Source organism: Rhizobium sp. 1399, from assembly GCF_031455475.1.
In the GTDB taxonomy this organism is placed as follows: domain Bacteria; phylum Pseudomonadota; class Alphaproteobacteria; order Rhizobiales; family Rhizobiaceae; genus Rhizobium.
The window spans coordinates 69,651-81,713 of sequence record NZ_JAVDSU010000010.1; the positions used below are offsets into that span (position 1 = coordinate 69,651).

Sequence of the window (12,063 nt, forward strand, 5' to 3'; positions counted from 1 at the left end):
CGGCAGGAGGCGGATGGAGCCGGTATATGGCTATCCCGCTTAGAGATGAGCATTTTCCGCGTTGGAACCAGATGAAAATTCTGGCGTTGAGGCTGACGGATGAAGTTTTAAACAAATCAGCGCAAGCTTAATCAGGAAATGCTGCATCGATCGTTTATAATTGCAACAATGCTGTTATTTTGTGCAATTTGCATAAACTATGTGCATTGTGCTATTATACAGACCGTGAATGTTGATAGGCCGAACTGAAGAAAGGCTATCTCATGGCAATCGGTTTCCATCGTGAATCCGCGACAATCTACCAGTTTCCCGTCAAGGCCGTTCAGGCACAGAACCGCTTCGAGCGCTTTCGCATGATGGAGCGGGAGGCCGCTGATGTGTGTGACGCTGCGCTCGACAGCTGCTGGTATCACGACGAAGCCGTTCGCGCCGACGACAAGAAGCCCAATTCCTGATCTGACGATCGATGATGAATGACCGCTTAGGCGGGGGCCGGCCTGCGCGTGGCCGCGCGATAAGCGACATGCGCAGGCTTCATCATGATATCAGAGGCCGAGCTTTTCCTTCGGCACGAGTGCGCCATGTTCGCTGACCACGCGGGCGGCGATTTTAGCCCCGAAGCGAGCGGCTGCCGGGGCGTCCCGGTTTTCCAGATAATGAGCAAGGAATGCGCCGTTGAAACTGTCGCCCGCGCTCGTCGTGTCGACGACCTTTTTGACCTTTTCCGCCGGCACGTAAGCTTTCTCGTTGGCGAAGCTCAGCGTTGCACCTTCGGCGCCGTTCTTGACGACGACATGCGAGGCACCAAGCGCAAGATAGCGCGCAATGGTGGCGTCGATGGAAGCGTCTCCGAAATGGGCGGCCTCATCATCGAAGCTCGGCATGACCAGCGAGGAGGAACGTGCGCCTTCATTGATTGTGATGTGCATCACGTCGTAGCTCGACCATAGGCGCGGGCGAATGTTGGGATCGAAGACGACGAATTTGCCGATGGCCTTAGCACGGCGGATTTCCGCGAGCAGCGTCTCGGCATCGTCTTGGGAGAGGATGGCGAGCGTGATGCCGGAGAAATAGACGACATCGGCACTTTCCACTGCTTCGCGCAGGCGGTCGGGATCGGTCGCGAGGCTGCGGGCGGCCGAACTGTCGCGCCAGTAGCTGAAGGAGCGCTCGCCGTTCCTCAGATTGATCATGTAAAGGCCGGGCGTCTTGCCCTTGATGCGGCGGATGAGATCCGTGCCGATGCCGGCCTTGCCCATGAAGGCGACCATCTCGTCGGACATCGGATCATCGCCGAGCGCGGTGAAGTAATCGACCGACCAGGCGGGGGGCAGGCAGGCGCGGGCATACCATGCGGTGTTGAAAGTATCGCCGGCAAAGCCTTTCCGCAGCAGGCCTTCACCCGCCTGCGAGAGCTCCACCATGCATTCGCCGATCGACAGAAACCGTCCGCTCAAGCCATCCTCCCGGATTTTTTCTGCTCTTGCGGATACGCGAAGAGGCGGGATGAGACAAGTCAACGAAAGCGGAAAGTCCATCGCCCCGATGCCGGGGCGATGGGGAATTCAGGTCAGGGCCTGTCCATATGATAGCAGGCAGCCGTCTGGCCGGGACGAACCAGTTCCGTCGGCGGCATCTCGGTGCGGCAGATATCCGTCGCCTTCCAGCAGCGGGGCGAAAAGACGCAGCCCTTCGGCGGATTGAGCGGCGAGGGCGGGTCCCCCTGCAGTCGGATGCGGCTGCGCAGGCGCGCAAGTTTAGGATCCGGGATCGGAGCTGCCGAGAAGAGCGCCTGCGTGTAGGGATGGGCCGGGTGCTCGAAGACGGTCGCGCAATCACCGGCTTCCACGACCTTGCCAAGATAGAGCACCAGCACGTCATCCGAGATCAGACGTACGACCGAGAGGTCGTGGCTGATGAAGATCAGCGTCAGGCCGAACTCCTTGCGCAGCTTGCGAAGCAGCGTGATGACCTGGCCCTGGATCGACACGTCGAGAGCGGAGACCGGTTCGTCGCAGATGATGAGCTTCGGCCGGGTGACGACAGCGCGGGCGATGCCGATGCGCTGCGCCTGACCGCCCGAGAATTCGTGCGGATAACGGTTGATCATTTCCGGCACCAGACCGACGGCGGTCATGATCTCCCGCACGCGCTCAAGACGCTGAGACCTTGTCAGCTTCGGCTCGAAGACGGTGAGCGGCTCGGCAATGATATCGCCGACCGTCATGCGCGGATCGAGCGAGGCGATCGGATCCTGGAAGATAATCTGCATGTCGCGGCGTGCGGCACGCATTTCCTCATCCGTCAGATCGAGCAGGTTGCGGCCCTGCCAGAGGATACGGCCCTTCTGTGCCTTCAGAAGACGCAGGATAGAGCGGCCGAGCGTCGACTTGCCGCAGCCGGATTCACCGACAATGCCAAGCGTGCGGCCTTCGGCGAGATCGAAGCTGACATTGTTGACGGCCGTCAGCATCAGCGGCGGTTTGAAGAAGGATTTCGAGGGGATCTCGAACTGGGTTGTCAGGTTCTCGACCCTCAGAAGCGAGCGTTCAGCCATGGATCAGCAACTCCTCGCGGCGGGGGAAGGGATGGAAACAGGCGGCGCAATGATTTGCGCCCTGCTGTTGAAGCTGCGGCGGGCGGTCGATGCAATCGTCCTGGACCTGCGAACAGCGCGGCGAGAAATTGCAGCCCTTCGGCAGGTGCTGCAGGTTCGGCGGGCGGCCGGGAATGACGACGAGGTCGTCGACGTCCTGGTCCGGGCGCGGGATCGAAGCATGGAGCGCGGCCGTATAGGGGTGGGCCGGGTTTTCGAAGATCTCATCGACCGGAGCTTCCTCGACGATGCGGCCGGCATACATGACGGCAACCCTATCCGCGAGACCGGCCACGACGCCGAGGTCGTGGGTGATCATCAGAAGCGCTGTGTTCATCTCGGCCGTCAGATCATTGAAGAGATCGAGGATCTGGGCCTGGATGGTTACATCGAGCGCCGTGGTCGGCTCGTCGGCGATCAGCAGTTTCGGCTTGGTGAGCAGCGCCATGGCGATGACGATGCGCTGGCGCATGCCGCCCGAAAGCTCATGTGGATAGAGGTTGAAGCGGCGTGTCGGATCGGGAATGCCGACGCGCTTCAACATCTCCAGAGCCGCGGCAGAGGCCGCCTTGGCGGTAAAGCCGCGATGAATCTCAAGCTGTTCCGTCAACTGCCGGGAAATCCGGAGCGACGGGTTCAGCGCCGTCATCGGGTCCTGGAAGACCATGGCCATATCCTTGCCGCGGACATGGTCGAGCTCACGGGGTTTAAGCGCCAGCACGTCCTTGCCTTCGAGCAGAGCCTGACCGGTCGTTTTACCGTTCTTGGCGAGCAGGCCCATGATGCCGAGGAAGGTCTGGCTCTTGCCCGAACCGGATTCGCCGACGATGGCGATGCGCTCACCGCGGCGCACCGTCAGGTTCATGTTGGAAACCGCCTTCACCTGCCCCTCGGGCGTTTCGAAGGTGATCGAATAGTCCTTCAGTTCGAGAACGATATCGTTCTGTTTTTCTTTTTGATTTTCTGGGGTCATCCTATCGATCCTTCGGGTCGAACGCATCGCGCAGGCCGTCGCCGATGAAGAGCAGGCTCAGCAGCAGGGCCACGAGGAAGCTTGCCGGGAAAATCAGCAGCCAGGGCATGCTTTCCATGGCGTCGGTGCCTTCGGCAATCAGTGTGCCGAGCGAGGTCAGCGGTTCCTGAACGCCGAAACCGAGATAGGAAAGGAAGCTCTCGGTCGCGATGATCTCAGGCACGGTCAGGGCGGCGAAGATGACGACGGGGCCGACGAGGTTCGGGATGATGTGCTTGGTGATGATCTTGAAGGGCTTCTGACCCGAAGCGCGGGCAGCCTCCACGAATTCGCGGTGCTTGAGCGACAGGGTCTGGCCGCGCACGATACGGGCCATGGTCAGCCATTCGAGCGCGCCGATCGCCGCAAAGAGCAGGTAGACGTTGCGGCCGAAGATGACCATCAGCAGGATGACGAAGAGGATGTAGGGGAGCGCATACATGATGTCGACGAAGCGCATCATGATGGAGTCCAGCCTGCCGCCGATGTAGCCGGAGACCGCACCGTAGAGCACGCCGATGACGACGGAGACGAGAGTTGCCGTCAGCGCCACGGCCAGCGAAACGCGCGTGCCATAGAGCACGCGGGCGAGCAGGTCGCGGCCGTTCGGGTCGGTGCCGAAGTAGTGGCCGCTTTCGAAGGAGGGCGGAGTGCGGAAGGCGGCCCAGTCCGGGTCTTCATAGTTGAAGGGGATGAAGTTCGGGCCGAGGAAGGCGGCGAGGATCAGCAGCACCAGCACGCCGATCGATATGACGGCCGCCTTGTTGCGGGAGAGACGGCGCAGGGCGTCTTTCGTCAGCGAGCGACCTTCCGGAGCCAGGCCTTCCGCTTCCAGCAATTCGGCTGCGAGCAGCTCTCTTTTTGCAGGATTGAGGATCATCTGTTTCTCACTTTCGGGTCCAGCCAGGCATAGGCGATGTCGACCAGAAGGTTCAGGAACACGATCAGCACCATGTAGAAGATGACCGTACCGAGAACCATGCCGTAATCGCGGTTCAGCGCGGCGTTGACGAAATAGCGGCCGATGCCGGGCAATCCGAAGATACTTTCGACGACCAGCGAGCCGGTGAGAAGGTAGCTTGCCGCCGGGCCCAGATAGGAGACGACGGGCATCATGGCGGGCTTCAGCGCGTGGCGCATGACCGTCAGGCGCGGACCGATGCCCTTTGCCTTGGCGGTGCGGATGAAGTTCTGGTTCATCACCTCGATCATCGAACCGCGGGTGATGCGCGAGATGCGGCCGGCATGCGGCAGGGACAGAACGACAATCGGCAGGACGAGATATTTGATCGAACCGTCACCCCAGCCACCGACCGGAAACCACGCGAGGTGGATGCCGAAGACGAGCTGCATGATGGGCGCGATCAGGAAGTTCGGGAGAACGACGCCTACGAGAATAAGGGCACCCAGAATATAATCCGGTGCCTTGTTCTGATAGAGCGCCCCAAGACAGCCGACACCCACGCCGACGATGATGGCGATCAGGAAGGCAGCCGTACCGATGGTGAAGGTGTAGGGCAGGCCGATCATGATCTGCTGGGTGACGGTGAAGTCCTCGCTCGCGAAGGAGGGGCCGAGGTCACCTTTCAGCAGGTCGCCGACATAGATCAGGTACTGCTGAATGAGCGGCTTATCCAGATTGTAGTGGGCCGCAAGGTTTTTCAGGATCACCGGCGGCAATGGCCTTTCGCCATCGAAGGGGCCGCCGGGGGCAAGGCGCAAAACGAAAAAGCAAGCTGTGACGGCGATCCACAGAACGGGGATCGTCGACAGCAATCGACGGAGTGCATATTTGATCATGGGCGTGGAGCGGCTCTTCCCGGGAGAACCGGGAAGAGCCTTTCATCCTTATTCCTTGATGGACAGCCAGCGGGTGCGGTGGATGTCCTGAACGTTGTCGACGAAGCCTTCGATCTTGGGCGAGACGACGTTCTTGGAGACGTAGTAGTAGATCGGAAGTGCTGCGGAATCGTCCAGCGCGAGCTGTTCGGCCTTCTTGAAGATTTCGGCGCGCTTCGTCAGATCAGTCTGAGCGTTGCCGTCCTTGATCAGCTTGTCATAGTCGGCATTCGACCAGCGGCCGTAGTTCATCTGAACGCCCGTGACGAGCAGGTTCAGGAAGTTGTCCGGATCGTTGTAGTCGGCGAGCCAGCCGGCACGGCCGATCTGCACTTCACCACGCTGCAGCTGGTCGTAGTGGACCTTCGTCTCAGCGTTGACGAGCTCGACATTGACGCCAAGCGGCTTCCACATGGAGGCGATCGCGACGGCGATGCGCTTGTGGTTGTCGTTGGTGTTGTACTTGAGCTCGGTGGTCAGCGGATGATCCGGGCCGAAACCGGCTTCCTTCAGCAGCTTCTTGGCTTCTTCGACCTTGTCCTTGTAAGGAAGGTCCTTCCAAGAGACATAGGCCGGTTCGCCGTAATTTGCCGTGCCCGGCGGAACCCAGGAGTAAGCCGGCAGTTCGCCGGTGCCGAGGATCTGCGGGCCGATGACTTCGCGGTTGATCGCCATCGAGAGAGCCTGACGGACGCGCTTGTCGCTGAAGGGCGGCTTGGTCGAGTTGATGACGTAGTAGTAGAGGCCGGAGAAGGGGGCGACATGCGCCTGGCCCGGCAGGTTCTTCTTCATCCACTCGTACTGGTCGGTCGGGAAGTCGGTGAGAATGTCGAATTCGCCGGCACGGTAACGCTTCAGCGCGGCTTCCTGATCCTCAAGCACGAAGAACTTCGCGCCGTCGATCTTGATATCCTTAGCACCGTAATATTGGTCGTTCTTGACGGTCGTGACGTGCGAACCGGGGACCCATTCGGTCGGCTTGTACGGACCGTTGGTGACGATGTTGCCAATCTTGACCCAGTCCTGACCCTTGGCCTCGACGACATGCTTCGGCAGCGGATAGGCCGTGTAGTGCATCAGGGCGTTAATGAAATAGGGGGTCGGGTTTTCAAGGGTGATCTCGAGCGTCTTGTCGTCGATCGCCTTGACGCCGAGCTCGTTCAGATCGGTGATCTCGCCCTTATTGATCTTCTCTGCGTTCTTGATGGTGAACTGCAGATAGGCGTAGTCGGCCGCATTTTTCGGATCGATGAGGCGCTGGAAGGCGAACACAAAGTCGCCGGCCGTTACCGGTTGGCCATCGGACCACTTGATGCCGTCACGGAGCTTGAAAGTGTAGACCTTGCCATCAGGGGAAATGGTCCAGCTTTCGGCCTGGCCGGGAACCGGGTTGTCCTTGGCGTCTTCGGTGACGAGGCCTTCGAAGATGTCGCCGGCAATACGGTTTTCCCAGTCGCCGGAGAGTTTTTGCGGATCCAGCGAGGTGGGGTCGCCACCATTATGGATATTCAGCGTGGCCGCGTGGGCCGAAAATGCGAGCAATGAGCCAACCATTGCAGACGCGAGAAATTTTTTCGTGAAAAAGGACATACTGGGTCCACCTTTCTAGGCTTTTCGCCTTTTCTTTAGTCATTTGTTCCCGATTTGACCTGTTACGTGCAGGTCAACGGCACCTTAACGCAAAGGTTTGGCGTTGCAACCCCTAAACCGGTGGGTAGCATTCGGGTGTGGACAAGCTTATAAGCGTCTCCCTTTTGTCTGATCGCGACCGTCCATCATTCAAGTCCAAATGCGCCATTGCGCTGTTGTTTTTTTGCTTCGCCGCTTAAAGCGCGCCGCGATCTTTCAGATCCGCTTGCCACGCTTTAAGTCTTTGTTTTACGCATGTCGTTATCGCAAAACCGCTGCGCACTTTTGCGCGACATGCTTTAGTGTTGCGGGCGAAATGAAGCAGGAGGCGGTGGTCAATGGTGCTGCAGACAGGCGGGAATGCGGATTGGTGGCGCGGTGCGGTGATCTATCAGGTCTATCCGCGATCGTTTCAGGATACGAATGGCGACGGGCTCGGCGATCTCAAGGGGATAACCCGGCGCCTCTCCCATATCGCAAGCCTTGGCGTCGATGCCATCTGGCTCTCTCCCTTCTTCAAATCACCCATGGCCGACATGGGTTATGACGTCTCCGACTATTGTGACGTCGACCCGATTTTCGGCACGCTCGACGATTTCGATGCGATGATGGCAGAAGCTCACAGGCTCGGCATAAGGGTCATTATCGATCAGGTGATCTCTCATACATCAGACCGGCATCCGTGGTTTGTGGAAAGCCGTTCCAGCCGCACGAACGACAAGGCCGACTGGTATGTATGGGCCGACCCGAAGCCGGATGGGACAGCGCCGAACAACTGGCTGTCGATCTTCGGCGGGCCTGGCTGGGAATGGGACGGCGTGCGCCGGCAATATTACCAGCATAACTTCCTGACCTCGCAGCCCGACCTGAATTTTCACAGCAAGCCGGTTCAGGATGCGCTGCTGCAGACGGTGAGGTTCTGGCTGGACCGCGGCGTGGACGGTTTTCGGCTGGATACGGTGAATTATTACTTCTGCGACAAGCAGCTCCGAGACAATCCGCCGCATGTGCCAGACCCGGATCAGCCCGGCCTCGATGCGCCCGACAGCAATCCCTATGGCATGCAGAACCACCTTTACGACAAGACGCAGCCGGAAAACCTTGAATTCCTCAAGCGCTTTCGGGCTTTGCTCGACCAGTATGAGGGGCGCACGACCGTCGGTGAAGTCGGCGACGGTGCGCGCTCGCTGAAGACCGTTGCGGCCTATACGACCGGCGGCGACAAGCTGCATATGTGCTACACCTTCGACCTGCTTGGTCCGGACTTCACGGCAGATCATATCCGCGGCTGTGTCGAGAGCTTCCAGCGTATGGTGAAGGACGGCTGGGTCTGCTGGGCCTTCTCCAATCACGACGTCAACCGCCACGTCAGCCGTTTCGCGCTGACGGAGGAGGAGCGTCCTGTTATCGCCAAGCTGGCGATTTCGGTTCTGGCAGCACTTCGCGGTTCGATCTGCCTCTATCAGGGCGAGGAGCTGGGGCTGCCGGAGGCGGAGCTTGCCTTCGAAGACCTGCGCGACCCCTATGGCATCCGCTTCTGGCCGGCCTTCAAGGGCCGCGACGGGTGCCGCACCCCGATGCCATGGGAGGCTGGCAAGGCGCATGCCGGCTTCACCAGCGCGGAGAAGAGCTGGCTGCCGGTGCCCTACGAACAGGCGGCGCTTTCCGTGGATACCCAGGAAAACAATGACAGTTCCGTGCTGCACCATTACCGGCGCGCGCTGGAATTCCGCAAAAGCCAGCCGGTGTTGATCGACGGCAGCATGGAATTCGTCGGCACCAACCAGGAGCTGCTCGCCTTCGTCCGCGAGAAAGGCGGCGAGAAGCTGCTCTTCGTCTTCAACCTGACGCGCAAGCCCGCGGAGTTCCGTTTTCCAGCCGGCATGTCGCTCGGTGAACCCCTGGCGATGCCGGGGTTCAAGGCCGTTGCGCGCGATCATGCGGTGAAGCTCGACGCGCTCGACGCTTTCTGCGCCCGTATCAGCTGATCAGCGCGAAGCGATCGACGTCCACCATTCCCTTGTCCGAGATCTTCAAATGCGGGATCACGGGCAGGGGCAGAAATGCGACCTGCAGGAAGGGTTCTTCCAGCGTCGTGCCGAGGGCATAGGCAGCCTTGCGCAGATGGTGCAGCGTGTCGCGCACCGCCTCATAGGGTTCCAGGCTCATCAGGCCGGCGACCGGCAGGGCAATCTCGCCGGTGACCTTGCCGTCTTCGACGACGACGAAGCCGCCCTTGATCTCGCCGAGACGATTGGCCGCAAGCGCCATGTCATCCTCGCTGACGCCGACGACGCAGATATTGTGGCTATCATGGCCGACTGTCGAGGCGATGGCGCCTTTCTTCAATCCAAAACCCTGAACGAAGCCGTTGGCGTGATTGCCGTTCTTGCCGTGACGCTCGATGACGGCGACCTTGATGATGTCATTGCCGAGATCGACGGTGGTCTGGTTGCCCCTGGCCGGCAGGCGGTAGCGACGATGCTCGGTGATGATCTTGCCGGGCATGACGCCGATGACAGGCGTTTCGCCTTCCGAAACGGGTACGCCGAAGTGGGCCGCATTGACCGGCCGCGCCTTGACGCTGTCGAGGCCGACAGGCGAGACAGGCTTGCGGGTGGCAAAGAGCGCATCGGTGACGCGGCGGCCGGCCGAAAAGACCATCTCTGCCTTGCAATTCTCCAGGCTGTCGATAACGACGAGGTCTGCCTTCCAGCCGGGGGCAACGAGGCCGCGGTCACGCAGACCGAAGGCGCGGGCGGCGGAGATCGATGCGGCCCGGTAGATCGCCAGCGGTTCGACGCCAGCAGCGATCGCCGTGCGGATCATGTAGTCGAGATGGCCCTGCTCGGCGATGTCGAGCGGGTTGCGGTCATCGGTGCAGAGCGCGAGGTATGGCGAGAGGCGTTCGGTGATGATGGGCATCAGGGCGTACAGGTCCTTGGAGACGGAGCCCTCGCGCACGAGGATATGCATGCCCTTGCGGATTTTCTCCAGCGCTTCGACTGCACTCGTGCATTCATGCTCGGTGCGAATGCCGGTGGAGAGATAGCCGTTGAGATCGTTGCCTGAGAGCAGCGGTGCATGCCCATCGATATGGCCGCCCTGGAAAGCATCGAGCTTTGCCATGCAGACGGGATCCTTGTGGATCACACCGGGGAAATTCATGAGTTCGGCAAGGCCGATGACCTTGGGATGGTCGCGATAGGGCAGGAGGCTTTCGACCGGCAGATCGGCGCCTGATGTTTCCAGATGCGTGGCCGGCACACAGGAGGAAAGCTGAACACGAATGTCCATGATCGTTTCGAGCGCTGAAGCCAGGAAGAACTCGATGCCTTCCTTACCAAGTACATTGGCGATCTCGTGGGGGTCGCAGATCACGGTCGTCACACCATAGGGCAGCACGCAGCGGTCGAACTCATGCGGTGTGACCAGCGAGGATTCGATGTGCAGATGTGTGTCGATGAAGCCTGGAACGACGATCTTGCCGGAAATATCGATCTCGGTCTCGCCGCTATAGTTGCCGCAGGTGCCGACGAAGCGGTCGCCGCCGATGGCGATGTCCGATTGGACGAGTTCACCCGTCACGAGATCGAAGAAGCGTCCACCTTTCAAGACGATATCGGCCGGTATGCGACCCACACCCTGATCGATGAGACGTTCGAGCTTGGCGGTCATGACTATCCTCGCGATACAATCGATTCCGCGAGTTATAGCGCATCTGTCTGCGGATTGGATGCCCGCAAACGAAACCGGACGCCAATGGCGCCCGGTCCCGTGTCTCATTCGTTTCGATTACTCGGCAGCAACGATCTTGCCGCCTTCCCACTTGTAGAGCGAGAAGCTCTGCGAGGTGAGGTCGCCGGTTTCGCCGTAGGTGAGCTTGCCGATGACGGTCGAGATCGGCTCACCGCCCTTCAGGGCAGCAGCAACGGCTTCCGCATCCTCGGCGCTACCGGCCTTCTCTACGCCGGCCTTCAGCACTTCGACGGCAGCATAGGCGTTGAGCGTGAAGGCTTCGGCCGGGATGTTCTTGGCGGCCAGCGCATCGGCAGCAGCCTTGGAGTCCGGGCTCTTGGTGGCGTCGGAGGCGTTGGTAAACAACGTGCCGGCTGCCGCATCCGTGCCGATCGACCAGAACTCGGTGTTGGAGAGGCCGTCGCCGCCGATGATCTGAGCGTTGACCGAGAGGTCATGCAACTGGCGGGCAAGCAGGCCGCCTTCCGGGTGGTAGCCGCCGAAATAGACGAGATCGACCTTCTCGGCCTTGATACGGGTCGTGAGTGCGGAGAAGTCCTTGTCGCCGGGCGTGATGGAGTCATTGATGACTTCGGTGACGCCGCCTGCGTTCAGCGTTGCCTTGAAGGCGTCGGCAAGGCCCTTACCGTAAGCGCCCTTGTCGTTGATGATGGCGACGCGCTTGTCCTTGAAGTGTTCCAGAGCATATTTGGCGGCGACTTCGGCCTGCTGGTCGTCACGGCCGCAGGTGCGCAGAACGTTGGTCAGGCCACGCTTCGTGAGGTCAGGCGCGGTTGCCGTTGGCGTGACCATCAGCACGCCGTTTTCGGCCAGAACGTCGGAAACCGGGATTGCAACGCCGGAGGTGACCGGACCGACGACGAAGCGGATGCCGTCGGCGACAACCTTGTTTGCGGCGGAAACGCCCTGCTTCGGTTCGCCGGCGTCGTCTGCAAGCTCGAGCACGACCTTCTCACCGAGAATGCCGCCGCTTTTGTTGATTTCATCGACGGCGGTCTGCGCGCCGTTCTTTACCTGGTCACCATAGGCAGCCACCGGGCCGGTCAGCGGCGCGATGAGGCCGATGACGATATCCGCATGCGCGAGCGGCACAAATGCCAGCGAGGCGACGAGCGTCGCCGTCAGAGTCTTCAGGGTCATGTTCTCTCTCCTTGGGTAGGGTCGTCTTCGACCACCGGTTGCTTGCCGCGAAAGCCGTTTCTTTTGTCAGCGATCCTTTTGGGAGCGT

General features: G+C 60.3%; 10 protein-coding genes. 2 read left to right on the forward strand and 8 right to left on the reverse strand.

The features are described 5' to 3' along the window. The first annotated feature begins 263 nt into the window (after positions 1-263). The gene (gstI, locus tag J2X71_RS26620; protein ID WP_113321963.1) at positions 264-455 is read left to right on the forward strand and encodes a glutamine synthetase translation inhibitor GstI; all 192 of its coding nucleotides are present in this window, start codon (positions 264-266) and stop codon (positions 453-455) included. A gap of 90 nt (positions 456-545) precedes the next feature. Here the strand turns inward: gstI and J2X71_RS26625 are convergent, their stop codons facing one another. From J2X71_RS26625 to J2X71_RS26650, 6 genes are all read right to left on the reverse strand, one after another. Continuing rightward, positions 546-1,457, reverse strand: a complete 912-nt coding sequence (locus J2X71_RS26625; RefSeq protein ID WP_113321964.1) for a sugar kinase — start codon at positions 1,455-1,457, stop codon at positions 546-548. Positions 1,458-1,570: 113 nt separating this feature from the next. Next, positions 1,571-2,557 carry an ABC transporter ATP-binding protein gene (locus J2X71_RS26630; RefSeq protein ID WP_113321965.1) on the reverse strand — a complete coding sequence of 329 codons (987 nt, stop codon included), beginning with the start codon at positions 2,555-2,557 and terminating at the stop codon, positions 1,571-1,573. After that, positions 2,550-3,569, reverse strand: a complete 1,020-nt coding sequence (locus J2X71_RS26635; protein ID WP_310386831.1) for an ABC transporter ATP-binding protein — start codon at positions 3,567-3,569, stop codon at positions 2,550-2,552. Before J2X71_RS26635 ends, J2X71_RS26630 begins: the two co-directional genes overlap by 8 nt. Position 3,570: 1 nt before the next feature. After that, the gene (locus tag J2X71_RS26640) at positions 3,571-4,488 is read right to left on the reverse strand and encodes an ABC transporter permease (RefSeq protein ID WP_007824543.1); all 918 of its coding nucleotides are present in this window, start codon (positions 4,486-4,488) and stop codon (positions 3,571-3,573) included. Next, complete coding sequence (locus J2X71_RS26645) at positions 4,485-5,408, reverse strand: ABC transporter permease subunit (RefSeq protein WP_310386835.1); 924 nt, start codon at positions 5,406-5,408, stop codon at positions 4,485-4,487. The genes J2X71_RS26640 and J2X71_RS26645 overlap by 4 nt, the downstream gene beginning before the upstream one ends. A gap of 48 nt (positions 5,409-5,456) precedes the next feature. Further along, positions 5,457-7,037: a peptide ABC transporter substrate-binding protein gene (locus J2X71_RS26650; protein ID WP_310386837.1), complete on the reverse strand. Its 1,581-nt coding sequence runs from the start codon at positions 7,035-7,037 to the stop codon at positions 5,457-5,459. 377 nt (positions 7,038-7,414) lie between these two features. Here J2X71_RS26650 and J2X71_RS26655 point away from each other — a divergent pair, with 377 nt between their 5' ends. Then, on the forward strand, positions 7,415-9,064 hold the full coding sequence (locus tag J2X71_RS26655; protein WP_113321969.1) for an alpha-glucosidase family protein: 1,650 nt from the start codon (positions 7,415-7,417) through the stop codon (positions 9,062-9,064). Here the strand turns inward: J2X71_RS26655 and ade are convergent. After that, on the reverse strand, positions 9,057-10,754 hold the full coding sequence (gene ade / locus J2X71_RS26660) for an adenine deaminase (protein ID WP_310386840.1): 1,698 nt from the start codon (positions 10,752-10,754) through the stop codon (positions 9,057-9,059). The two genes, J2X71_RS26655 and ade, sit on opposite strands and share 8 nt — an antisense overlap. Positions 10,755-10,871: 117 nt before the next feature. Beyond that, positions 10,872-11,975: a branched-chain amino acid ABC transporter substrate-binding protein gene (locus tag J2X71_RS26665; protein ID WP_310386842.1), complete on the reverse strand. Its 1,104-nt coding sequence runs from the start codon at positions 11,973-11,975 to the stop codon at positions 10,872-10,874. Positions 11,976-12,063: the final 88 nt, after the last annotated feature.